The sequence below is a fragment of the Selenomonas sp. genome, from assembly GCF_057272215.1.
The window spans coordinates 103,355-125,176 of sequence record NZ_DBHIUY010000005.1 but is presented as its reverse complement, the minus strand read 5'-3'; the positions used below and the strand labels follow the sequence as shown (position 1 = coordinate 125,176).

Sequence of the window (21,822 nt, the reverse complement as noted above, 5' to 3'; positions counted from 1 at the left end):
TCCCTTTTCGGTGTCAACCATCAACCGGGCGGCCATTGCATGGAGCGTCCTCCCAAGAGATGAAAGTGCAGATGCCCAACGGTCTGCCCGCCTTCTTCCCCTGTGTTGACGACGAGACGAAAGCCCTTTTCCGCAAGTCCGAGTTCCTTTGCAATCTGCGGCACGACGTCGATGTGGATATGAGCGACGAGCGCCTTGTCGTCTTTCGTCAGACCGAGCAGGCTTTCCATATGTTTCTTCGGGATGATGAGCACATGCACGGGCGCCTGCGGCTCAAGATCCTTGAAGGCGATGACAGAATCGTCCTCGTAGACCGCCGTCGCGGGAATCTCTTTCGCCGCAATACGGCAAAAAATGCAGTCTGCCATCTTTTCCACCTCCCTTCGAAAATTATTTCGCCTTTCGACCTTATTTTCATCATTCGACCTTTGCGACAAAAAACCTTCCAGATAGAAAAATATTCAAGGAAACGCTGATAAAATGAAGTCGCCCAGATTTACACAGATGCGCTGTTCCTATCGAGGAGACAAACCGCAGGCGTAGCGGTGCTACGTCGAGGATTTGTTGACGACGAGAGGACAGTGCAGATGTGTGAAGATGGGTGGCTGAATTTATCCGTGTTTCCTCAGCGGTCAGGATTCATGTATCCTGCATCTCACCCCAAATGCCGTCACGATAGAGTTGCACGAGGTGCATGTTGTAAATCTCTCCTGTCTGAACAGGCGCATCCGTATAGACGCGAATGTAGTTCTCCGTGAGACCATCTGCGACGCTCTCGCGCTGCGTCTCAAAGAGGACGGGCATTGTCCTGCCGAGAAAGTCGGCATGAAACGCTTCACTTTTTTTTGCAGCGAGCGCCTGCATACGATGTACGCGTTCTTTCTTTACCTCCTCGGGCACCTGCGCGGCGAAGGCTGCCGCCGGCGTGCCGCGGCGCGGCGAGTAGGGAAAGACGTGCATCCGTGCAAAATTCATGCACTCGACGAAAGCAAGGCTCTCAGCGAAAAGCTCGTCCGTTTCGCCCGGAAAGCCCACGATGATGTCGGTCGATATAGCAATTTCCGGCACGGCGCGCTCGACGCGCTCGATGAGCATGGCAAACTTCGCCGTATCGTAGTGGCGATTCATCGCGCGAAGCACTTCGTCCGAACCCGCCTGCAGCGGCAGATGCAGGTGTCGTGCGAAGCGCGGCTCATCCGCCAAAAGCGCCAGCAGCTCGTCTGACAGCTCGACTGACTCCAAAGATCCCAACCGCAGCCGCTTGATCCCCGGCAGCGCAAGCACTTCGCGCACAGCATCAGCGAGCGTCACATCGCCGAGATCACGCCCGTAGCAGCCGAGGTGGATGCCCGTCAAGACGATCTCCTTGAATCCCATAGCGATGAGCTTCGCCGCCTCGCGCCGCACGCTCGAAAGGCGGCGCGAACGCACAGGACCGCGTGCATACGGAATGATGCAGAATGAACAGAAATTCTCGCAGCCTTCCTCGATCTTCAAGAAAGCGCGTGTTCTCGCAGGCGCACCGAAGAGCGGAATATCCTCGAACTCCGATGTGTGCATGATGTCGCCCGTGCCGTCAAATACACCGGTTTCACGCGCTGCACGCTCGACATGATCGACGATTCCCACACGCTCCTTCGTGCCGAGCACGACGCGCACACCTTCGATCGCGCGGATCTCTTCCGGCGACACCTGCGCGTAGCAGCCCGTCACAGCGATGACAGCACGCTCGTTCAAGCGGCGTGCACGGCGAATCAGCTGACGCGACTTCCTTTCGCCGAGACTCGTGACGGAGCATGTGTTAATGATATAGACGTCTGCCGCCTCGTCGAAGGGTACAATCGTATAGCCGCGCTGACGGAAAAGCCCTTCCATCGTCTCCGTTTCAAACTGATTGACCTTGCACCCCAAGGTCGTCAATGCTGCTTTTGGCAAATCCCAAATCTCCTTTTTCATACTGCACAAGCGATATCGCGACAATCGCTGCCGTATCGACGCGCAATATGCGCTGTCCGAGCGTCACGGCGACGAAGCCGTGCGCTGCCGCACGCTGCGCTTCTTCCGGCGCAAAGCCGCCCTCCGGCCCCACGAGCATAAAGATGCGCTGCACCGCAGAGCCTCGGAGCACGGTGCGAAGATCACGCTGCTTCTCCGCTTCATAGAAGAAGAGACGCAGCGCCGCCGCATCGCTCGCCTGCGCTGCAAGCACGGAAGGCAGCAGCGCAGCAGGCGCAACCTCGGGAATACGCGCACGCCCGCACTGCTTGGCAGCCTCTGCCGCAATCTTCTGCCAGCGTTCACGTCGTGCCTGCGCTTTCTTCTCGTCGTAACGCACGACGACATTCTGACTGAGCAGCGGGCGGATGCGCGTGACGCCAAGCTCTGTCGCTTTTTGCACGATGAAATCCATGCGGTCGCCCTTGGGCAGGCATTGGAAAAGCTCAATCTCTGCCAGAGACTCCGCCGCCTCTTCCAACCGCTGCACGAGACGGAGCTGCACCTTGCCTCCCGCAAAACCTGCGACCTCAGCCTCCGCCGAACCGCCGGCGCCGTCTGCAACAAGCAGTCTCTCACCAATCTTGGTGCGCATGACATGGTGCAGATGATGCGCATCTGCGCCCGAGACTTCCATCATGTCTCGGATCTCACATTCTAAGAATACGCGTCTCATGCGTCACCTCTGACGATGACGGCTGCCCACCCCTTCTCTTCTTCGATGCGCTCGACGTGAAAACCGTGCCGGGCAGCGGCTTTCGTCACATCGTGCAGGCGATCTTCGATGATACCCGAAAGGAGCATCAAAGCGCCCGCTGCAAGGCTTTCTTTCACTTCACCGAACAGGCGCACGATGATGTCGGCGATGATGTTCGCTATGATGAGATCCGCCTTGCCCTCGACACTTTTCAAGAGGTCACTCTGCCCTGTGCGCACGACATTCGCCACGCCGTTTTGCCGCACGTTCTCGGCGGCGATGCGCACGGCGACAGGATCGAAGTCCACGGCTTCAACGCGCCCCGCCCCGAGCTTCGCCGCGACAATCGAAAGCACGCCCGACCCCGTGCCGACGTCGAACACCGTCATGCCCGGTTTGACAAGCGTTTCGAGTGCGCGGATGCACAGCGCCGTCGTTGTATGCTGTCCTGTGCCGAACGCCGCACCCGGATCAAGCTCCACGACGATCTCCTCGGCTTTCGCCTCGTAGTCTTCCCACGTCGGTTTGATGACGGTGCGTTCGCCGATCTTTTCCGTATGGAAAAATTCCTTCCACGTTTCCGACCAATCCTCATCGGCGACCGCCCGCCACGAAACCGTACCCGCACCTTTATCCACGCCATTCGCTGTCAAAGCAGCCAAGCGTGCGGCGAGGTTCTGCAGCTTTCCTTCCAACGCATCATCCATCGCCCAATACGCCTTGACCGTCACGACCTCCGTCTCATCGCTTTCCTTGAGGTCCGTATAATCCCAAAGACCCGAACGAATATATTCATTGAGGAGCGCGGGATCCTCGATGACTACGCCCCCGGCGCCCAATTCCTGCAAAATTTCCGATACAAGATCCATCGCCTCGTGCGACGTATCTATGCTCACTTCTGCCCACTGCAAAAAGCATCGCTCCTTTCTATGAACATCATACAATACCAAAGACTTTCGCGCAAGAAAAAGCCCCCGCCCGTAGGCAGGGGCACGCTCTCATTCGGTCAATCCGAGCGCCGCGCTGCGCGTCGCGCCGCCCTTGTAGGCGAGGTAGAGAAACGCCTCGATCGCGGGCAAGCCGCCCGTATTCGTGCTGCGTTCCTCCAGCGAAAGCAGCCGACCGTCGCTGTCGTAGATCTGCTCCTCAAGCGTCAGCCGGAAGCTGCCGTGCTTTTCGCGCAGCAATTTGCCGGAAAAATGCTCGACGAGGACATATTTGCAGCCTGCGGCGCGTGCAGCGGCAAAAAGCTCTTGCTGTTCCGCTGCCCCCGCTTTGGAAAACACCGTAGGCGCGTAGCGGATATCAAGCGCATCATGCACGGCACGCGCAATGTACGGTGCATCTTGCGCCAAGGTTTCCGGCAGATCAAAGGACGGCGCAGCGACGTAAAGACCACCGGAAAGCGCCTGCGGCGTACCGCCGAGCAACTCATGCGCCGTCTTTTCCTCCGCTGCATCATAATAACGGCGCAGCGCTTCATCAAAATAGAGCGCCATCTCATGATTAAAACGCTCCTCACGCGTCTGCGGCTTCCAGACAACCTTCTCACCAAACTGTACAAAGCGCTTGCTTAACGATTGCAAAATTCCTGCGACAGGATCATTCTTCATGACGATGCGTGTGAAATGGAACTTCTTTTCGTAAACTCGTGCGAAGCGCTCGTTGCCGACGGCAGGCGCACCGAACGTGATGACTTGCAGCTGATCCGCAGCCACGCCAAGATCCGAAAGCCGCGCCGCCGTCAAGAGCGCCGCCGCACCGCCAAGACTGTGCCCCGTCAGATAGAGTACCTCCGTGGGATTTGCCTTGAGCTCTTCTGCCAGCGATTCACCCGCCGTCATATCGCCGAACTCCGGCATCGTTTCCGTAAAAAGCGCCGCCGTTACGAAATCGTTGAATCCCTTATGTACACGCGGCACATCTGCTGTGCCGCTTCCGTCCCCTTCGGCGGACTCCGCAGAAGCGACATCGCCGAAGGGGACGGAAGCGAGGCGCAGATCCACCTCAATATCCTTTTTATTCTCCGTACCCGGAAAAGCGAGCATGACTACACGCCTGCCGTCCGCAAGCGTCTTACGCGCCAAGTGGACACGTCCGTCCGCCGCATGTGTCGCTGTGCTGCGGCTGTAGAACTCCCAATCCGTTTCCTTGAGCCAGCTGCGCACGAGAAGTCCGCCGTCATCTGCATAAGAAGCAGATGAAACGAGAGCAGCGATCAGGCAGAACTCCGGCTCTGCCCCCGCTAAAGCAGATTGCGGGAAAAGCATCAGGCAGAAGAAAAGAATCCCCCATGCCATCGTCAACAAACGCTGCCGTACACATACCCCTTGTTTCATCGCATCCTCCCCGTCGCAGCAAGCTCCCGTTTCGACGAGTGTATGACAAAAAAAGAGGAAAATCAATAGAAGCCGCATTAAGAACGACTTTTATTGATTTTCCTCCTGCCATGTCTCAAGGTAAGGACTTCGCCTCGGCAACGGGCCAGAACACGACCATCGCTTTGCCCTTGACGAGATCGTAGGGAACAAAGCCGACGTCAGCAAAGCGGCTGTCTTCCGAATTGTTGCGGTTGTCACCCATGACGAAGATATGTCCGGCGGGAACCGTTGACAGAGGATAGTTCGTCAACGTCTTTTCCAAGATGTAGTCCTCATTCAAAAGCTGTTGGTTCAAAAACACCTTGCCGTCCTTGATCTCAATCGTATCACCGGGCACAGCGATCACGCGCTTGATGAAGTCGCGGCTCGGATCGCGCGGATATCGAAAGACAATAATCTCATTACGCTCAGGCTCGCGCATACGATAGATGAATTTATTGACGACGAGACGCTCGCGCGACTGCAAGGTAGGGCGCATAGACGGCCCATCCACGACGTAAAGCTCTACGATGAACTGACGGATGACAAAAGCGAGCACGACGGCAACGACGATAGCCACGAGCCAATCCTTGACTTCTTCCCCTAACGAACTCATAAAATACCTCCCAAAAAGGAAATAGGGACTGCAAAGGAAAAATACCTCGCAAGTATCTCCTCGGGCAGTCCCCATGATGTGCTTTTAGCGTCTCTCGCGAATGCGTGCCGCCTTACCTGTGAGGTTACGCAGGTAATAGAGCTTTGCGCGGCGCACAATGCCGCGGCGCATGAGCTGGATCTTGTCCAAGCGCGGCGAATGCACCGGAAAGGTACGCTCGACGCCGACGCCATAGGAAATGCGGCGCACAGTGAACGTCTCGCGAACGCCCGTGCCGGAACGCGCAATGACGACACCTTCAAATACCTGAATACGCTCACGCGTACCCTCGACGACCTTGACATGCACACGCACCGTATCGCCGGGTGCGAACTCGGGAATGTCCGAGCGCAGCTGCTCCTGCTCCAAAGCCTGAATGATGTTCATTGTTTTTCCTCCTTAAATCTCAGACGTTCGTAAGAGAGTCATTCTCCCCCAGCGGACCGCCCGTATGCTTGCCTATTCTATCACAAAGAGCAAGACATTTCAACTGTCTGCACAGAAGTTTTTGTGAAATAGCGCTCTCGCCGCCTTATCCAAAGCTCCCGCTGCAAGCAGCGCCGTAAAGGCACGATGCCCTCAGAGCACTTTCGACAGGAAGTTCTTCGTTCTCTCCTCCTGGGGATGCTCAAAGACTTCCTTCGGATCCCCCTGCTCGATGATCCTGCCGTCGTCAACGAAGAGAAGCCGATCGCCAACCTCCCGCGCAAACCCCATCTCGTGCGTGACAATGACCATCGTCATGCCCTCGGCCGCCAAAGAGCGCATGACATCCAAGACTTCCTTGACCATCTCAGGGTCAAGCGCACTCGTCGGCTCATCGAAGAGCATGAGACGCGGCTTCATCGCGAGCGCACGCGCGATGGCGACACGCTGCTGCTGTCCGCCCGAAAGCTGCTCGGGGTAAGCGTCCGCCTTATCCGCAAGACCGACCTTCTCCAAGAGCATCCGCGCGTCCTTCTCGGCATCCTCGCGTGCAGCCTTTCGCACCTTTCGCGGCGCAAGCGTGATATTTTCCATGACCGTCTTATGCGGAAAGAGGTTGAAGCGCTGGAACACCATGCCGACCTCGGCGCGCACCTTATTGATGTCCGCCGCCGAAAGCTCCTTGCCGTCAATGGAAATTTTCCCCTGCGACGGTACATCCAGATAGTTTATTGAGCGCAGAAGCGTAGACTTACCGGACCCCGAAGGACCGATGATGACGACGACCTCTTTGTCCGCGACTTCGAGATCAATGCCCTTCAAGACGAGGTTATCGCCGAATGCTTTGTAAAGCCCCTTAATGCTTATCATCGGTTCTAAACCTCCGTTCGAGATATGCCACGAGCTGCGAAATGGAGAGCGTCATCACCAGATAGATGACAGCGACGCACGGCCAGATTTCCAAAGAGCCGTAGGTGCGGGCGATGATGAGCTGTCCGCTTCGCGTCAGCTCCTCGAAGCCGATGACCGATACGAGCGACGAGTCCTTCAAGAGCGCGATGAACTCGTTGCCGATCTGCGGAATAACACGCTTGACCGCCTGCGGCAAAACGATGTGCCACATCGTCTGCATCCACGTCATACCCAAGGAACGTCCGGCTTCCATCTGCCCCTTGTCAATCGACTGGATGCCCGAGCGAAAGATCTCAGCGACGTAAGCGCCGCTGTTGATACTGCACGCCGTGATCGCCGCGAAGAACGGATCGACGCGCTGCCCTGAGATGACGGGAAGCGCGAAGTAGATCAAAAAGATCTGCACCAGGAGCGGCGTGCCGCGCAAAAAGTCGATGTACGCCATCGCCAAAAGGCGCAGCGGCTTGAGCTGGGAAATGCGCGCCACACCGACGATGAGACCGATGACGACGCCGAGCGCGACGGAAATCGCCGTGATCTTTATCGTCACAAGCGCACCGATGAGCAGTATGGGGAACGAACTCACCGCCAGATCAAAATCAAAATTCATTCCTGCACCTCACGACCATCCTCAGTCGGCCTTCTTGCCGAACCACTTCGTGTAAATCTCGTCGTATTTGCCGTTTTCCTTGAGTTTCTTCAGCGCCGCGTCAACTTTTTTCTGCATCTCCTGATTGTCCTTCGCCATAGCGATGCCGTAGTCCTCGGACGTCAAGAGTTCCTTGACGACGCGCACGTCAGTCTCACCGCTCTTGGCAATGTAGTAGTCGTTGACCGGACGATCATTGACGACAGCCTGCACGCCGCCCGCCTTAAGCTCAAGGAAGGTGTCCGCCGAGCTGTTGAGTTCCTTGACCTGGATGTCGGGATTCTTCTTGACTTCCTTCGCACTTGTCGTACCGATCTGCACGGCGACCGTCTTGCCTGCGAGATCCGCAAAACCGTTGATGTCCTTATTGTCTTTCTTAACGACGATCGTCAAACCCGACTGATAATACGGCTCCGAAAAGAGCACGTTCTTCTTGCGCTCGTCATTGATCGTCATACCTGAAATCGAGATGTCAATGTTCTTCGATACGAGCGCCGGAATCAGACCGTCAAAGTTGATGTTTTGGATTTCCGCCGTCATGCCCATCTCTTCTGCCACAGCACGCGCGAGATCCATGTCGAAACCCTCGTACTCCTTGCCGTTCTCACTCTGGAACTCAAAGGGAGCAAAGTCCGCATTCGTACCGACGCGCAGCGTCTTGGACGCCGAACCCGAATCCCCCGAGCCGCCGCAGCCGGCGACAGCAAACGAAGCCGCAGCCAGAAGCCCCACAGCGCCGAGCAGCATCTTCTTCATTTTCATGAATAATTCCCCTCCTAGAAAGCCTTCCCTAAACAAACATAAAGAAGCCCGGGATGCCCCGAGCCTTCTCGCATCGCATATTATTATAGCACAGAAATAAGCGCATAGCCATAGTGCATTTTTCGCGATTGCGCCATTTTCGATTCCCGCTCATTCGCGCGGCATGGCAAGGCGCAGGGCGTCTTTGAGCGTCGCCGCGCCGAAAATCTCGATGCCTGCCACGCGCTGCAAGCGTTCGGCGTTTTTCTGCGGCAAGATCGCGGCGCGAAAGCCGAGCTTGGCGGCCTCTTTCAAGCGCACGTCAGCTTGGCTGACGGCGCGGACTTCACCCGAGAGCCCGACTTCACCGAAGATGATCGCCTTGGGGCGCACGAGACGATTGGCAAACGACGACGCCATAGCGACGCAAAGCCCGAGGTCTGCGGCAGGCTCGTCGATCTTGATGCCTCCCGCAACCTTGATGTAGACATCGCACGCGCCGATCGGCAGCTTGACGCGCTTTTCAAGGACAGCAAGCAGGAGCTGGATGCGCTTTACATCGACCGAATCCGCCGTGCGCCTCGGCGGCATGTAGGGCGTCTCGGCGACGAGCGACTGGATCTCGACGAGCAGCGGCCGCGTACCTTCGACCGTCGGCACGACGACCGTGCCGCTGTCCGGCTCGCGGTCGGACAAAAAGAGCTTGGATGCGTCCGGCACATCGAGGAGTCCCGTGTCGCGCATCTCGAAAAGTCCGAGTTCATTCGTGCTGCCAAAGCGGTTCTTGACGGCGCGCAGGACGCGAAACTGGGCGCCCTTCTCACCCTCGAAGTAAAGCACGGTGTCGACGATGTGCTCCAAGACGCGCGGTCCTGCAAGCGTGCCGTCCTTCGTGACGTGACCGACGACGAAGGTGGCGACGGCGTGCGTCTTGGCAAGGCGCAAAAGCTCGACGCTGCACTCGCGCACTTGACTGACGCTGCCCGGCGCACTCGTCACATCGGGGCGGAAGATCGTCTGAATCGAGTCAATGATCAAAAGCTCCGGCTTGACCGCTTCGATATGCGCCGTGATGCGCTCAAGATTCGTTTCGCTGACGACGAAGAGATCGACGGCAATCGCTCCAAGGCGGTCGGCTCTCATGCGCACTTGGCGCGTGCTCTCCTCGCCCGTCACATAGAGCACGCGCTTCTTCGTGCGTGCGATCTCCGCCGCCACGCGAAGCGTCAAGCTCGACTTGCCGACGCCGGGATCGCCGACGATCAAGACCATCGAGCCGGGGATCACGCCGCCGCCCAAGACGCGGTCAAGCTCACCCGAGCCTGTCAAAAAGCGTGGCATGTCCTCGACGGCGACCTCGCCGACGGCGACGGGCTTTGCGCCGTCGGAAAGCCCAAGCCTAAGCCCGTCGCCCGCCGCTTCGGGTGCGGCGACCTCCTCGACAAGCGTGTTCCATGCGCCGCAGCCCGGGCATTTGCCCATCCACTTGGGCGTATCGTAGCCGCACGCTTGACAGACGAACACGGTCTTTTTCTTCTTCGCCAAACTCATTCCGCCTTTCCTCGCCCTACCATCAGCGAGCGCCGCACGAAAAGAAGCAGCGAACGCACGAGCCAAAGCGGCGCCCACGCCATATTCAGAAGCAAATTCCCTGCGGAAGCTGCGCCGTTCGGCGCGAGCTTATTGCACTGCGCTCGCATGAAGAACATCCTTTTTCTTCTTTGACGTTTCTTTCGGCTGCTTCTTGACGAAGTCCAGACGCTCGCCGACCTTCTTGACGTAGATCGTATCGCCTCGCCCGAAGTCGCCCTTCAAGAGCCTTTCGGCGATCTCGTCCTCGATGAGCTTTCGTATCGCACGCTTCAACGGGCGTGCGCCGTACTTGAAGTCCGTGCCGTTTTCAACGAGCTTCGCCTTCGCCGCCGGACTGACTTCGAGCGCCATGCCTTTTTCCGACAGGCGGCTCTCCACCTCGCGCAGCATGATATCAACGATCTTTACAAGCTCTTCCTTGCCGAGCGGACGAAATACAAGCATCTCATCGACACGATTCAAAAACTCGGGGCGAAACACGCGCTTGACCTCTTCAAAAACGCGCGTTTTCCCCCTGTCGTAAGCGTCGCCGAGCGTCTGCAGACCCGCCGTGAAACCGAGCGCCGTCGAGTGCTTGAGGTAGTCGGCGCCCGCGTTCGACGTCATGATGATGACCGTGTTCTTACAGTCCACCGTGCGCCCCTGCGCATCCGTCAGCCGCCCGTCGTCCAAGACCTGCAGAAGCACGTTGAAGAGATCGGGATGCGCCTTTTCCACCTCGTCGAGCAAGATGATCGAATACGGATGGCGGCGCACGGCTTCCGTCAGCTGACCGCCTTCTTCATAGCCCACATATCCCGGGGGAGCGCCGACGAGCTTCGACACGGTGTGCTTCTCCATATACTCAGACATATCGAAGCGCACGATCGCTTCTTCCGTGCCAAAGAGCGATTCCGCCAAGGCACGCGCAAGCTCCGTCTTGCCGACGCCTGTAGAGCCAAGGAAAAGAAACGAGCCGATGGGACGCTTCGGATCCTTGAGCCCTGCACGCGCACGGCGCACTGCCTTGGCGACCGCCGTCACGGCTTCCTCCTGTCCCACAACGTGCGCCGCAAGAATCTGCTCCAAATGCAGCAGACGCTCCGATTCCTTCGCGGCAATATCTTTCACGGGAATGCCTGTCCAAAGCCCGACAGCATCGGCGATATCGTCCGCCGTGACCGTGACATCTTTCATCTCGCGCTCCTGCCAGCGATCCTTCGCAGCGGCAAGATCGTCCTTCAAGGCGCTTTCCTCGTCGCGCAAGGATGCCGCACGCTCATAGTCCTGCAGCTTGATCGCCGTGTCCTTCTCCGCGCCGAGCTTCTTCAAACGCTCTTCCAGCCGCTTGATCGAAGTCGGCAGCACGACGGCTTTCATGCGCGATTTCGACGCTGCCTCGTCCATGAGGTCGATCGCCTTGTCCGGCAGACAGCGGTCGGGAATATAACGATGCGACAAGCGCACCGCCGCCTTCAATGCCTCGTCCTTGATCTTCGCATGATGAAACGCCTCGTACTTCGGGCGCAGTCCACAGAGGATCTTCTCCGCCTCATCCGTCGTCGGTTCCTCGACGAGAATGCTTTGAAAGCGGCGTGCAAGGGCAGAATCCTTCTCGAAATATTTCTTGTACTCTTTGAGCGTCGTCGCGCCGATGATCTGCACCTCACCGCGCGAAAGGGGCGGCTTCAAGATATTCGCAGCATCAAGCGAACCTTCTGCCGCACCCGCACCGATCAGCGTGTGCATCTCGTCGATGAAGAGAATCACGTTGCCGCTCTTCATGACCTCATCAAGGATGCCCTTCAAACGCTCCTCGAATTCGCCGCGGTACTTCGCACCCGCCACCAGTCCCGCCATCGGCAGGGAAACGATGCGCTTAGGCTGCAAAAGACGCGGCACGGCGCCCGTGGCGATTCGCGCGGCAAGACCTTCGGCGACCGCCGTCTTGCCGACGCCCGGTTCTCCGATGAGGATCGGATTGTTCTTCGTGCGCCTGGACAAGATCTGCACAACTCGCTCGATCTCCTTTTCCCTGCCGATCACAGGATCGAGCTTGCCGTCCTTCGCCAGCCGATGGATGTCCCTGCCGTACTTGTCCAAGAGCGGCGTGCCCGTGCCGCTCTGCACGGGCGCGCCCGAACGGCGGCGGCGCTCCGGCTTCAAAAACTCCTCGCCTGCCCGCGTACCGCCGAGCATATCGACGACCGCCGCGCGCACGATATCAAGATCGGCGCCAAGCGAAATCAGGACGCTCGCCGCCACCCCTTCATTTTCACGAATCAGCCCCAAAAGGATATGCTCCGTGCCGATGTAATTGTGTCCGAAAGAACGTGCTTCCTCGACGGCAAGCTCCATCACACGTTTAGCGCGCTCCGTGTAGTACGATGCGTGCCGCTCCTCTACCTCACGGCTGTCCAGCATCCCCTCGATACGCGCGCGCACATGACCGAAATCCAATCCTAGAGAACGCAGCGCACGCGCCGCGACGCCCTCCCCCTCGTGCAGCAGACCCAAGAGAAGATGCTCCGTGCCGATGAAGTTCTGCTCCAACTCCTGCGCTTCATACTGAGCCAGTTCCAGCACCTTGAGTGCGCGGCCCGTAAAGCGGTTCATCATAAAAATTCCACCTTTTATCAAGGGGTCACTGATCATTTCAGCGCCGCCTAAAAAGCGCTTTTCCTGCGCTTCATCCGCCTGCCGCTCTATCGCGGCGGGGAGCTCATCATATCTATTGTGTACTTTCCAATATTTGGCGAACGACTTGTGCCCGTTTCCTATCTATTTCATTCTTCGACATGTTCTCATTTCCTGCCAGACCGCAAAGATAATTTGCCCGACTCGCGATCAAAATATCGCCAAAAACACTCGACGCCAGCCCCTCAATGATGCCAAGATCGACGCCGAGCCGCACGCGGCTCAAAAGCGCGAGCGTTTCTCCGTCGCCCAGCGCACGCGCATAGTGCAGCACGCCGTATGCGCGCCATACCTCATCTTCGATGCGTTCCTTGTCGTAGAGCATGAGCGATTTCCTCGCCCGACGCTCCTGCGCGACGATCTCGCCGACCGATATGCGCAGGTTGTCACTGAGTTCACGCTCCGTCAGCCCCAAGGACAGCTTATTGGCGACGGCGAACACGTTGCCGGCGGACTCCGCCCCCTCGCCGTACATCGCTGTCATCGAGAGGCCGATCTGCGGCGATATATTGAGGATATTGCCGATGTTCTCCGTGTAGACCAGCCCCGGCAAATGAAGCATAACCGATGCGCGAAGTCCCGTACCGAGGTCGGTCGGGCAACTCGTCAGATAGCCGAGCTTTTCGTCAAAAGCAAAATCGAGCTTCGCTTCAAAGACATCATCGACGCGCGACGCCCGCTCGTACGGCGTCTTGAGATCGAAGCCCGCTGTCATCGCCTGAATGCGCAGATGGTTCTCCTCGTTGATAAGGATGCTCATAGAGCGGTCGTTGCTGATGTATGCGCTGCGGTGTGCGGGATTCTTAAGCAAAATGCGGCTGATGAGCTGCTTCTCCCATAGCACGTTCTGCTCAAGCGCCGTACACTTCGAAAGCTCGACGCCATCGAACGGCTCATCGAGCGCTTCCTCCACATCGCCGAGTACGGCGGCGGTACGCTCTGCCACCTCGGCAAGCTGCCCCAAGTCCGCACGATTGGGAAAAGGAAGTTCCCGCAGGTTGCGTACGAGACATACGCGGCTCGCCAGGACGACATCATTGTCCGTGCCGTCAGCCATGAGCCAGTCGAGATGCGACCCTGAAAAAAGTTCATCCCTCGCCATCACGATTCGCCCCCTTTTGCTGCTGTCTCACCGTCAAAAGGAGCCGCCCCGTCCCCCGCATCATGCGCCTGTGCCTTCTTCTGCGCGGCAAGCTGCACAGAAAGCGCTCGTATCTCATCGCGGTACTGTGCCGCCTTCTCGTACTCCTCCTTCGCGACTGCACGCTCCTGCGCAGTGCGCAGACGCTCGATGCGCTGCTTGAGCGCGAGCGCACCGCCCGCCCGCTTCGGAATCTTGCCGCGATGATTGCCCGCGCCGTGGAGCCGCCGCAAAAGCGGCGTCAGTTCCTCACGAAAAGCCTCGTAGCAAACGCTGCAGCCGATCTTTCCCTGCTGTGCGAAATCACGAAAACTCATACCACAGTTCGGACAAGTGAAAAGCGTTTCCTCGTCGGTCGGCTTTTCCTCCGCCGTCGCTTCCGAAGGCGCAGGCATGTGCTGAATCACGCCCTTGATGAAATCGTTGATCGAGTAATCCCCGCCGCTCATACCCGCCATCGCCTTGCTGTAACGCGCTGCACAATCGCGGCAGAGATTCATCTCCGTCGTATCGTCGTTTTTCAAGACGATGAAGTGCACACGCGCTTCATTCTTTTTACAGTCATCACAAAGCATGGATTCCCCTCCTCACGAAAACTTTTCCAGTGTCAAAAGCAGTGAACGGATAAACTTCAAACGATCCTTCGGCTTGAGCTTCTTGTACGCCGTCGTCACCGACTGCATGACAAGCGCCGCCTCGCGCGTCGTTATCATCTGATGCTGCACGAGATAGCGCACCATCGACTGCACCAACTCCGGCTCCGATTCCTCCGTCAACTTCTCGATCATGTCCTGATAGACGAGATTTTGCAGCGGCACCTGCACGATGCGGATGAAACCGCCGAGACCGCGCCGTGATTCGACGGCAAAGCCTTTTTCCTGCGTAAAGCGCGTATTGAGCACATACGAGATCTGCGACGGCGCACACGAGATCTTATCGGCAAGCTCCGTGCGCCGAAGCTCCACCTTGCCATCCTGCTGCGCCGCCAACTGCCGCAGGATATATTCTTCAATCAAATCAGCAATATTGCTGCTCATAGTATCACCCTGCCTAAAATTTTACTGCCGAAAACACTCGGCGTTATTCTGACCATTTGATTTTTACCTCATTATATTTGTCTTTTTGACCTTTGTCAATGAGAAATCATCACACGGATACCGCCCTACGCTTCCTGCCCTTACAGCTTCAAATCCCTTCAACTCTACAAAAAATATGCTATAATAGTATCGTATTTCGTTATGTTTGTTTATCTTTGATTTTTCGCCAACAAAATATCCTATCCAAACATCGATCAGCGAAAGAGAGCGTTCCCGTGCATGTTATATTTTACGAAACAGAAAACGGAACTGTCCCTGCGAAAGATTTCATCTTCTCACTCGACCCAAAGCTCAAAGCCAAGGTCTTATATGTCATTGACAAACTGGAATCGCGTGGCTCCAAGCTACGACTTCCGGATTCAAAAGAACTGTCTGACGGAATTTTTGAATTACGAGCCATATCCGGCAGCAATATCGCCCGTGTCTTGTATTTTTTCATCATAGGAAATACTGCTGTTTTGACAAACGGGTTCATCAAAAAGACCCGCAAGACGCCGCTAAATCAAATCCTGCTCGCAAAAAATACCATGACGACTACAAAAGGAGGAATCCCATATGATAACATGGCATGAAGTTCGTAAAGAACTATTGAGCGACCCCGAAGTGCAGCATGAATACAATATTTTGAAACGGGAAGAGGATGCCAAACAACGGACGACGAACCGTGTTGAAAAATCTCACAGAAAGCCTCCCTCCACACCATCACATTCTTCTCCACCAACTTACGCTTGATACGCTTGAATCTTCCGTACAGATTATCGGGAAAACGTATCACGAAATACGACTCCATGCAACAAAAACAGGGGCAGCCCCGTAAAGCCGAAACGGCTTCGCGGGGCTGCCCCTTCCTTATGTCCGTCTGCGACGGGATTTCAAACGCAAACCGATGCCCTAATCTCAAATCTCGATCTTACCTGCATTCAAAAGCGCTTCTCTCGCTTCTTTGACAAGTTCTTCGATGATCGTCTTGACCGGCTCGATCTTCTTGAGCGGCAGAAGGCTCTGCCCCGCCTGCATCATGCCGTTTTCAACATCGCCGTCAACAGCGGCGAGTTTGTTCGTGCCTGTCGCGCGCTCGATGAGTTCTTCTTTCGTCGCTTTGCCCGAGAACTCCAGCGCAACAAAATCCTCTGAGAACTTGTTCTTGATGCCGCGCACCGCGCCGCCGATCGAAACGCCCGTAACGATCGTATCCGTATCGACCGCCTCGATGAGCTTCTCCTTCATCTTCGGATGCACATGGCACTCCTCGGCGACGAGGAAGCGCGTCCCCATCTGCACGCCCGCCGCGCCCATCAAAAGCGCCGCCGCCATGCCGCGTCCGTCGGCGATGCCGCCCGCCATGACGACGGGAATCTTGACCGCAGGAATGACCTGCGTCATCAGCGCCATCGTCGTCAATACGCCGATGTGACCGCCCGCTTCCATCCCTTCGACAACGATCGCATCCGCACCCGCCGCCTCGATACGCTTCGCGAGCTTCACGTTCGGCACGACGGGAATCGTCTTGACGCCCGCGCTCTTGAACTTCTCCAAGAACGGGACGGGATTGCCCGCGCCGAGCGTCACGAAAGCCGGCTTCTCACGGCAAATGACCTCGACGATCTCATCTTTGTTCGGCGCCATGAGCATGACATTGACGCCGAAAGGCTGATCGGTCAGCTCCCGCGCTTTCCGGATCTCCTGCTCGACCCACTCGGTCGAGCGACCGCCCGCCGCGATGATGCCCGCACCGCCTGCATTCGATACCGCCGCCGCGAGTTCTGCGTCCGCGATCCAAGCCATCGCGCCCTGAATGATCGGGTACTTGATGCCCAAAACTTCCGTGATGCTCTTTGCCATAATGTTTCCTCCATTCGTCTGCTTCTATGTCCATCATTTTTCATCTTCTCGTCAAAGCGCCAACTCCATCAGAACCTCGTCCGTATCGAGGTCGAGAATCGTGATTTTCTCATCCGTCATCAAGGCGATGGTCGCCCTGCCGTCTTCACGCTTGGAAAGCGACGGCGAGCCGGGATTGACGAACACGGCTGCACCGCGCTTTTCCAAGACGTTCGTGTGAATGTGCCCCGTGATGAATACGTCGGCACACATCACACGCGCCGCCTCATCTTTCGCGGCGTCGCTCTCAATGAGATGTCCGTGCGTCGCGACGATGCGCCTGCCGCCCGCAAAAGCGTAAGCGTAAGGGGCTTGAATCGGCGTTCTGAGTACGAGCTGGTCAACCTCGGAATCACAGTTGCCGCGGCAGATGAGAACGGGCGGCGCACTCGCGTTGATTTTCTCCGCAAGCCCTGCGGGGTTGTAGTCCTCCTTCATCGGGTTGCGCGGGCCGTGATAGAGCACATCGCCCGCATGAATGATGAGATCGGCGTCATGGAAATACTTCTCGTAGGCAAGCGCCCAGCGTTTCTCACAGCCATGCGTGTCGCTGATGATGCCGATTTTCATGACCTCACTCCTCAGCCGATCTTCTGCAGAAGGTTCGCCAGCTCCATCGCCGCCAAGGCGCAGTCGGAGCCTTTATTGCCCGCCTTCGTCCCCGCACGCTCGATTGCCTGCTCGATATTCTCCGTCGTCAATACGCCGAAAATCGTCGGCACGCCCGTCGAAAGCCCGACCTGCGCGACCCCCTTCGACACCTCGCTGCAAACGTAGTCATAGTGCGTCGTCGCACCGCGAATGACCGCACCGAGACAAATCACCGCGTCATACTTGCCGCTCTCCGCCATCTTCTTGGCGACGAGCGGGATCTCAAACGCGCCCGGCACCCAAGCGACGTCAATATCCTCTTCCTTCGTTTCATGACGATGCAGCGTATCGAGTGCGCCGCCCAAAAGTTTGCTCGTGATGAACTCATTGAAACGCGCCGCCACGATACCGATATGAAGACCCTTGCCTGTAATGAACCCTTCGATGGTCTTTGCCATATCCATCTCTCCTTACTTTTGCACCATCGCTACAAAACGATTATGCATAGCCGTATTATAATATCCCAATTTATGCAACGCATACCAGTCCTCGATCAAAGCCTCATCCGCAACATGCAGAGCAAGCAAGACTTCTCGGGCAAATTCCAACGGTGCAGAACCATTGGCTGTAACGGTATTCTTATCGTAAACCGCCTGCTTCGGCTGAAAATGCAATGCACCTTTATACTGCGAATCTGTCCATTGCAATTCAGACAAGCTGTTTCCAGTATGCTTCACAGCATCCAAAAACCCCGTCGCAGCCAAAAACCCTGCCGCATCGCAAATACCGCCGAGCAATCTGTCGTTTTGCGAGCAATGTTCGACAAGAGGAACCATCTTCCGTGCGCTTTCTTCACGCCATCGCATTCCTCCAATCAAAAGCAACGCTGCATAATCATCCGGCACAGTATCTATCGTATAATCCGGTACGGTTTGCAGTCCGCCGATGGAACGCACGCTCTGCTTCAAGAGCGAAACTGTCTTGATTTCAAATTTACCTTGCCCAAGCAAATGAATCGCCATCGACACATACGCTGCTTCCCAATCAGCATATTCTTCAAGCAGTACCAATAAAACAGTTTTCATTCGATCTCTCCTTTCCCAAAATCCAAACCATGAATCATGATTATTTCTCCAGATCTTCGTCGTTCAAGAGATGCCCCATCTTGACCTTTTTGACGCTCAAGTACCGTTTGTCGAACTTGTTTGCCTTGACGACGAGCGGCACGCGCTCGACGATTTCGAGGTTGTAGCCCTCAAGCCCCGCACGCTTGGCGGGATTGTTCGTCATGAGACGGATGCTCGTCAGGCCAAGGTCGGAAAGAATCTGTGCGCCGATGCCGTAGTCGCGGAGATCCGGCGCAAAGCCCAGCTCGACATTCGCCTCGACCGTATCCGCGCCTTTATCCTGCAGCTCGTAGGCACGCATCTTGTTCGCCAGACCGATGCCGCGCCCCTCTTGGCGCATGTAGAGCACGACGCCTTCGCCTTCCTTCTCGATGTTCTTCAAGGCGATGCCGAGCTGATCACCGCAGTCGCAGCGCATCGAGCCGAGCGCGTCGCCCGTCAGGCATTCGGAGTGGACGCGCACGAGCACATTCTTCTTGCCCGCGACCTCGCCCTTGACGACGGCAAGGTGGCATTTGCCGTCGAGCGTGCTCTCATACGCCTTGATCCGAAAATGGCCGTAGCGGCTCGGAAAATCAACGTCGGCGATCTGCTTGACGAAGCTCTCCGTGCGCTTCCTGTACTCGATGAGCGACTTGACCGTGATGATGTTCAGCCCATGCTTTTTCGCAAATTCCTTCAGCTCTGGCGTGCGCATCATGTGCCCGTCGTCCGCCATGATCTCGCAGCAAAGCCCCGCCGGATAGAATCCCGCCAGTCGCGCGAGATCCGTCGTCGCCTCCGTATGGCCCGTGCGGCGCAGCACGCCGCCCTCGACGGAGCGCAGCGGGAAAACGTGTCCCGGACGGCGGAAAGACGCAGGCTTTGCTTTCGGGTCAAGCAGCATCTTGATCGTCTGGCAGCGCTCGAACGCCGAAATGCCCGTATCCGTATTGTACGCGTCGATGGAAACCGTGAACGCCGTTTCATGATTGTCCGTATTGTTGGCGACCATCTGCCCGATGTTCAGCTCATCAAGACGTTTGCCGTCGATCGGCGTGCAGATCAGCCCCTTCGCGTACTTCGCCATGAAATTGATGTCCTCGGGCTTCACCGTTGCCGCCGCGATGATGAGATCGCCCTCGTTCTCGCGATCCTCATCGTCCACGACGACGACCATTTTGCCGTATCGAATATCCTCGATCGCCTGCTCTACTGTTGCAAAATCTGACATACTTACATCTCCTTATCTTTGGGAAACACGATCTTCCTTTCAGCCGCGCTTCCTTAAAATCCCTGCTCGCGCAGGAAACCCAAGGTCAAACCGCCCGCACTCCTCGGTGCGGCGTCGCCCGGCGCACGTCCTCCCGGAAAAAGTTTCTCCACATACTTGCCGAGAATGTCCGTCTCAATATTCAAACGGCTGCCGATGCGCTTTTCTCGCAAATTCGTGATCTCGCGCGTATGCGGAATGAGGCTGACCGTGAACTCCGCCGCCCCCGCGCGTGCGACCGTGAGACTGATGCCGTCGAGCGCGACCGAGCCTTTCTCCACGATGTAGCGCAGGAGATCGTCCCGCGCACGCACCGTCAGCAAGATGGCGTTGCCCTCTTCCTGCATCGCGGCGATCGTACCCACGCCGTCGATGTGACCGCTGACGATGTGACCGCCCAAGCGGCTTTGAAGCGTCAAGGCGCGTTCTAAGTTCACGCGGCTGCCGTGCCTAAGCTCTGCCAACGACGTGCGCCGCACCGTTTCGGGCATGACGTCCGCCGTAAAATGCGCCGCATCAAAATGCGTGACGGTCAGACAAATGCCGTTGACCGCGATGCTGTCGCCGAGGGCGACGTCTTCGAGCACCTTCGCCGCGCGTATGGCAATCTCGCCGCCCGCCAAGCGATCGAGCGTGCCGACTTCTTCAATGATTCCCGTAAACAAAGGCTACCTCGCTCCCTTCGCCGCATAGCCCGTGAGGAGCAGATCGTCGCCGAGCCGCTCCATCGTAAGATCCTTCAGCTCCACCGCATCGGCAAGCTCGGCAAAGCCCGCGCCCTCAACAGAAGTCAGCGCATCCGCGCCGCCCACGATCTTCGGCGCGATAAAGGCATGAACCTTATCCACAAGCCCCGCCGCAAAGAGCGAGAAATTCAGCGTGCCGCCGCCCTCGACAAAAACCGATGTGATGTCCCTCGCCGCAAGCAGTCGCATGAGCGCCAAAAGATCGACGCGCTCACCCGCACCCGCACAGACGACTTCGACACCCGCCGCCTGAAGAGCCGCGCAGCGCTCTTCGGGCGCGGCGCGTGTCACGGCGACGAGCGTCTTTGCCGCGCCGTCGCGGGCGACCTTCGCCCCAAGCGGCGTGCGTGCGCGGCTGTCGATGATGACGCGCAAAGGATTTTTTCCCGTGCCGTCCGTCAGCCGCGTCGTCAGCGACGGATCGTCCGATAGCACCGTGCCGATGCCGACGACGATGGCATCCGCCACATCGCGCATCTCATGCACGCGCCGACGCGCCGTTTCTCCCGTGATCCACTGCGAATTTCCCGCCGCCGTCGCGATCTTGCCGTCGAGCGTCATCGCTGTTTTGAGCGTGACAAACGGCAGCTTCTCCGTCACCCATTTGAGATATGCTTCGTTGAGCAGACGCGCCTCTTCGGCAAGCACCCCTACTGTCACTTCGACGCCCGCCGCTTCCAGCAGAGCCTTGCCGCGCCCTGCGACGAGCGGATTCGGATCGAGCATGGCGGTGACGACGCGCCGGACGCCCGCTTTGACGAGCGCTTCGGCGCACGGCCCCGTGCGCCCGTGGTGCGAACACGGCTCCAGCGTCACATAGGCGGTCGCGCCACGCGCGAGATCCCCCGCCATAGCGAGCGCATGAACCTCGGCATGAGGCGTGCCCGCCTTGCGATGCCAGCCTGCGCCGACGACACGCCCCTCGCGCACGAGAAGCGCACCGACGAGTGGATTCGGCGACGTGCGCCCTCGCGCATTCTTGGCGAGCAAAAGCGCCTCACGCATGAAATCTTCATCGCACTGCATCTTCCCGCCCCCTTCCTGTTTTTCCGCACAAAAAAAGACCGCAAAAAGAACGCTCTTTTCACAGTCTCCGCAACGCAACTTGCACGTCTTTTCCCATCCAGACTATACTGTCGGCTTCGGAATCACACCGAATCTGCCCAAAGGCTCGCGGGCTGCAGAAAGCACGAACAACGCAAGCGCTTCCTTCACCGCCGGTGGGGACTTTCACCCCGCCCCAAAGACTGCTTCTCCAAGAGAAAGAATACCATAAGACTAGG

At 57.4% G+C, this 21,822-nt stretch carries 25 protein-coding genes and 1 riboswitch; of the genes, 2 read left to right on the top strand and 23 right to left on the bottom strand.

The features are described 5' to 3' along the window. Nucleotides 1-20 precede the first annotated feature (20 nt). The 16 genes from ACO5Z0_RS06050 to ACO5Z0_RS05975 all read right to left on the bottom strand — a co-directional run bounded on the left by ACO5Z0_RS06050 (nt 21) and on the right by ACO5Z0_RS05975 (nt 14,882). The gene (locus ACO5Z0_RS06050) at nt 21-368 is read right to left on the bottom strand and encodes a histidine triad nucleotide-binding protein (protein ID WP_485649571.1); all 348 of its coding nucleotides are present in this window, start codon (nt 366-368) and stop codon (nt 21-23) included. Nucleotides 369-639: 271 nt separating this feature from the next. Then, entirely contained in the window at nt 640-1,935 is a 1,296-nt protein-coding gene (gene mtaB, locus ACO5Z0_RS06045) for a tRNA (N(6)-L-threonylcarbamoyladenosine(37)-C(2))-methylthiotransferase MtaB (RefSeq protein WP_485649570.1), read from the bottom strand. Further along, on the bottom strand, nt 1,886-2,635 hold the full coding sequence (locus tag ACO5Z0_RS06040) for a 16S rRNA (uracil(1498)-N(3))-methyltransferase (RefSeq protein ID WP_485649569.1): 750 nt from the start codon (nt 2,633-2,635) through the stop codon (nt 1,886-1,888). The genes mtaB and ACO5Z0_RS06040 overlap by 50 nt, the downstream gene beginning before the upstream one ends. Nucleotides 2,636-2,667: 32 nt before the next feature. Beyond that, nucleotides 2,668-3,603, bottom strand: coding sequence for a 50S ribosomal protein L11 methyltransferase (prmA, locus tag ACO5Z0_RS06035; RefSeq protein ID WP_485649568.1), 936 nt, complete (start codon nt 3,601-3,603; stop codon nt 2,668-2,670). An 87-nt stretch (nt 3,604-3,690) separates the two neighbouring features. Beyond that, a complete protein-coding gene (locus ACO5Z0_RS06030; RefSeq protein ID WP_485649567.1) occupies nt 3,691-5,031 on the bottom strand; it encodes a lipase family protein in 1,341 nt (446 codons plus the stop codon). Between the two features lie 115 nt (nt 5,032-5,146). Further along, nucleotides 5,147-5,668 carry a signal peptidase I gene (gene lepB / locus ACO5Z0_RS06025; RefSeq protein WP_442673442.1) on the bottom strand — a complete coding sequence of 174 codons (522 nt, stop codon included), beginning with the start codon at nt 5,666-5,668 and terminating at the stop codon, nt 5,147-5,149. Between the two features lie 84 nt (nt 5,669-5,752). After that, a complete protein-coding gene (gene rplS / locus ACO5Z0_RS06020; protein ID WP_442673441.1) occupies nt 5,753-6,094 on the bottom strand; it encodes a 50S ribosomal protein L19 in 342 nt (113 codons plus the stop codon). 192 nt (nt 6,095-6,286) lie between these two features. After that, nucleotides 6,287-7,003 carry an amino acid ABC transporter ATP-binding protein gene (locus tag ACO5Z0_RS06015; protein ID WP_442673440.1) on the bottom strand — a complete coding sequence of 239 codons (717 nt, stop codon included), beginning with the start codon at nt 7,001-7,003 and terminating at the stop codon, nt 6,287-6,289. Then, nucleotides 6,990-7,655: an amino acid ABC transporter permease gene (locus tag ACO5Z0_RS06010; RefSeq protein ID WP_442676454.1), complete on the bottom strand. Its 666-nt coding sequence runs from the start codon at nt 7,653-7,655 to the stop codon at nt 6,990-6,992. Before ACO5Z0_RS06010 ends, ACO5Z0_RS06015 begins: the two co-directional genes overlap by 14 nt. 21 nt (nt 7,656-7,676) lie before the next feature. Then, a complete protein-coding gene (locus tag ACO5Z0_RS06005; RefSeq protein ID WP_442673614.1) occupies nt 7,677-8,456 on the bottom strand; it encodes a basic amino acid ABC transporter substrate-binding protein in 780 nt (259 codons plus the stop codon). A 150-nt stretch (nt 8,457-8,606) separates the two neighbouring features. Continuing rightward, nucleotides 8,607-9,980: a DNA repair protein RadA gene (gene radA / locus ACO5Z0_RS06000; RefSeq protein WP_485649566.1), complete on the bottom strand. Its 1,374-nt coding sequence runs from the start codon at nt 9,978-9,980 to the stop codon at nt 8,607-8,609. Between the two features lie 2 nt (nt 9,981-9,982). After that, the gene (locus ACO5Z0_RS05995) at nt 9,983-10,135 is read right to left on the bottom strand and encodes a hypothetical protein (protein ID WP_485649565.1); all 153 of its coding nucleotides are present in this window, start codon (nt 10,133-10,135) and stop codon (nt 9,983-9,985) included. Beyond that, nucleotides 10,116-12,626: an ATP-dependent Clp protease ATP-binding subunit gene (locus ACO5Z0_RS05990; RefSeq protein ID WP_485649564.1), complete on the bottom strand. Its 2,511-nt coding sequence runs from the start codon at nt 12,624-12,626 to the stop codon at nt 10,116-10,118. The genes ACO5Z0_RS05995 and ACO5Z0_RS05990 overlap by 20 nt, the downstream gene beginning before the upstream one ends. A 112-nt stretch (nt 12,627-12,738) precedes the next feature. Next, nucleotides 12,739-13,806 carry an ATP--guanido phosphotransferase gene (locus ACO5Z0_RS05985; protein WP_485649563.1) on the bottom strand — a complete coding sequence of 356 codons (1,068 nt, stop codon included), beginning with the start codon at nt 13,804-13,806 and terminating at the stop codon, nt 12,739-12,741. After that, nucleotides 13,806-14,420, bottom strand: coding sequence for a UvrB/UvrC motif-containing protein (locus tag ACO5Z0_RS05980; protein WP_485649562.1), 615 nt, complete (start codon nt 14,418-14,420; stop codon nt 13,806-13,808). The genes ACO5Z0_RS05985 and ACO5Z0_RS05980 overlap by 1 nt, the downstream gene beginning before the upstream one ends. Nucleotides 14,421-14,432: 12 nt before the next feature. Then, the gene (locus ACO5Z0_RS05975; protein ID WP_442673620.1) at nt 14,433-14,882 is read right to left on the bottom strand and encodes a CtsR family transcriptional regulator; all 450 of its coding nucleotides are present in this window, start codon (nt 14,880-14,882) and stop codon (nt 14,433-14,435) included. 275 nt (nt 14,883-15,157) lie between these two features. Here ACO5Z0_RS05975 and ACO5Z0_RS05970 point away from each other — a divergent pair, with 275 nt between their 5' ends. Together ACO5Z0_RS05970 and ACO5Z0_RS05965 are read left to right on the top strand one after the other, a co-directional pair. Then, the gene (locus ACO5Z0_RS05970; RefSeq protein WP_485649561.1) at nt 15,158-15,514 is read left to right on the top strand and encodes a type II toxin-antitoxin system RelE/ParE family toxin; all 357 of its coding nucleotides are present in this window, start codon (nt 15,158-15,160) and stop codon (nt 15,512-15,514) included. Then, entirely contained in the window at nt 15,498-15,674 is a 177-nt protein-coding gene (locus ACO5Z0_RS05965; RefSeq protein ID WP_485649560.1) for a hypothetical protein, read from the top strand. Before ACO5Z0_RS05970 ends, ACO5Z0_RS05965 begins: the two co-directional genes overlap by 17 nt. A gap of 165 nt (nt 15,675-15,839) precedes the next feature. Here ACO5Z0_RS05965 and ACO5Z0_RS05960 read toward each other — a convergent pair whose 3' ends face one another. Genes ACO5Z0_RS05960 through ribD form a run of 7 tightly spaced genes read right to left on the bottom strand, consistent with a single transcriptional unit; the run spans nt 15,840 to nt 21,565 of the window. Next, nucleotides 15,840-16,784 (bottom strand): nitronate monooxygenase, encoded by a 945-nt coding sequence (locus tag ACO5Z0_RS05960; RefSeq protein WP_442676610.1) that lies wholly within the window; start codon nt 16,782-16,784, stop codon nt 15,840-15,842. 51 nt (nt 16,785-16,835) lie between these two features. Beyond that, the gene (yfcE, locus tag ACO5Z0_RS05955) at nt 16,836-17,393 is read right to left on the bottom strand and encodes a phosphodiesterase (RefSeq protein WP_485649559.1); all 558 of its coding nucleotides are present in this window, start codon (nt 17,391-17,393) and stop codon (nt 16,836-16,838) included. An 11-nt stretch (nt 17,394-17,404) separates the two neighbouring features. Continuing rightward, nucleotides 17,405-17,872: a 6,7-dimethyl-8-ribityllumazine synthase gene (ribH, locus tag ACO5Z0_RS05950; protein WP_485649558.1), complete on the bottom strand. Its 468-nt coding sequence runs from the start codon at nt 17,870-17,872 to the stop codon at nt 17,405-17,407. Between the two features lie 12 nt (nt 17,873-17,884). Beyond that, entirely contained in the window at nt 17,885-18,499 is a 615-nt protein-coding gene (locus ACO5Z0_RS05945) for a DJ-1/PfpI family protein (RefSeq protein ID WP_485649557.1), read from the bottom strand. Between the two features lie 40 nt (nt 18,500-18,539). Further along, nucleotides 18,540-19,754 (bottom strand): bifunctional 3,4-dihydroxy-2-butanone-4-phosphate synthase/GTP cyclohydrolase II, encoded by a 1,215-nt coding sequence (locus ACO5Z0_RS05940; RefSeq protein ID WP_485649556.1) that lies wholly within the window; start codon nt 19,752-19,754, stop codon nt 18,540-18,542. A gap of 53 nt (nt 19,755-19,807) precedes the next feature. Next, a complete protein-coding gene (locus ACO5Z0_RS05935; RefSeq protein ID WP_442673930.1) occupies nt 19,808-20,458 on the bottom strand; it encodes a riboflavin synthase in 651 nt (216 codons plus the stop codon). Nucleotides 20,459-20,461: 3 nt separating this feature from the next. Continuing rightward, on the bottom strand, nt 20,462-21,565 hold the full coding sequence (gene ribD / locus ACO5Z0_RS05930; protein WP_485649555.1) for a bifunctional diaminohydroxyphosphoribosylaminopyrimidine deaminase/5-amino-6-(5-phosphoribosylamino)uracil reductase RibD: 1,104 nt from the start codon (nt 21,563-21,565) through the stop codon (nt 20,462-20,464). Nucleotides 21,566-21,646: 81 nt separating this feature from the next. Continuing rightward, nucleotides 21,647-21,791, bottom strand: a riboswitch (FMN riboswitch). Between the last annotated feature and the right edge of the window lie 31 nt (nt 21,792-21,822).

Bases quoted from the DNA above. Each gene is read 5' to 3' on its own strand.
- ACO5Z0_RS06050 (WP_485649571.1), bottom strand. From the start codon at position 368: ATGGCAGACTGCATTTTTTGCCGTATTGCGGCGAAAGAGATTCCCGCG.
- ACO5Z0_RS06040 (WP_485649569.1), bottom strand. From the start codon at position 2,635: ATGATGGAAGTCTCGGGCGCAGATGCGCATCATCTGCACCATGTCATG.
- ACO5Z0_RS06030 (WP_485649567.1), bottom strand. From the start codon at position 5,031: ATGAAACAAGGGGTATGTGTACGGCAGCGTTTGTTGACGATGGCATGG.
- lepB (WP_442673442.1), bottom strand. From the start codon at position 5,668: ATGAGTTCGTTAGGGGAAGAAGTCAAGGATTGGCTCGTGGCTATCGTC.
- rplS (WP_442673441.1), bottom strand. From the start codon at position 6,094: ATGAACATCATTCAGGCTTTGGAGCAGGAGCAGCTGCGCTCGGACATT.
- ACO5Z0_RS06015 (WP_442673440.1), bottom strand. From the start codon at position 7,003: ATGATAAGCATTAAGGGGCTTTACAAAGCATTCGGCGATAACCTCGTC.
- ACO5Z0_RS06010 (WP_442676454.1), bottom strand. From the start codon at position 7,655: ATGAATTTTGATTTTGATCTGGCGGTGAGTTCGTTCCCCATACTGCTC.
- ACO5Z0_RS06005 (WP_442673614.1), bottom strand. From the start codon at position 8,456: ATGAAAATGAAGAAGATGCTGCTCGGCGCTGTGGGGCTTCTGGCTGCG.
- ACO5Z0_RS05995 (WP_485649565.1), bottom strand. From the start codon at position 10,135: ATGCGAGCGCAGTGCAATAAGCTCGCGCCGAACGGCGCAGCTTCCGCA.
- ACO5Z0_RS05990 (WP_485649564.1), bottom strand. From the start codon at position 12,626: ATGATGAACCGCTTTACGGGCCGCGCACTCAAGGTGCTGGAACTGGCT.
- ACO5Z0_RS05985 (WP_485649563.1), bottom strand. From the start codon at position 13,806: ATGGCGAGGGATGAACTTTTTTCAGGGTCGCATCTCGACTGGCTCATG.
- ACO5Z0_RS05980 (WP_485649562.1), bottom strand. From the start codon at position 14,420: ATGCTTTGTGATGACTGTAAAAAGAATGAAGCGCGTGTGCACTTCATC.
- ACO5Z0_RS05975 (WP_442673620.1), bottom strand. From the start codon at position 14,882: ATGAGCAGCAATATTGCTGATTTGATTGAAGAATATATCCTGCGGCAG.
- ACO5Z0_RS05965 (WP_485649560.1), top strand. From the start codon at position 15,498: ATGATAACATGGCATGAAGTTCGTAAAGAACTATTGAGCGACCCCGAA.
- ACO5Z0_RS05960 (WP_442676610.1), bottom strand. From the start codon at position 16,784: ATGGCAAAGAGCATCACGGAAGTTTTGGGCATCAAGTACCCGATCATT.
- yfcE (WP_485649559.1), bottom strand. From the start codon at position 17,393: ATGAAAATCGGCATCATCAGCGACACGCATGGCTGTGAGAAACGCTGG.
- ribH (WP_485649558.1), bottom strand. From the start codon at position 17,872: ATGGCAAAGACCATCGAAGGGTTCATTACAGGCAAGGGTCTTCATATC.
- ACO5Z0_RS05945 (WP_485649557.1), bottom strand. From the start codon at position 18,499: ATGAAAACTGTTTTATTGGTACTGCTTGAAGAATATGCTGATTGGGAA.
- ACO5Z0_RS05940 (WP_485649556.1), bottom strand. From the start codon at position 19,754: ATGTCAGATTTTGCAACAGTAGAGCAGGCGATCGAGGATATTCGATAC.
- ribD (WP_485649555.1), bottom strand. From the start codon at position 21,565: ATGCAGTGCGATGAAGATTTCATGCGTGAGGCGCTTTTGCTCGCCAAG.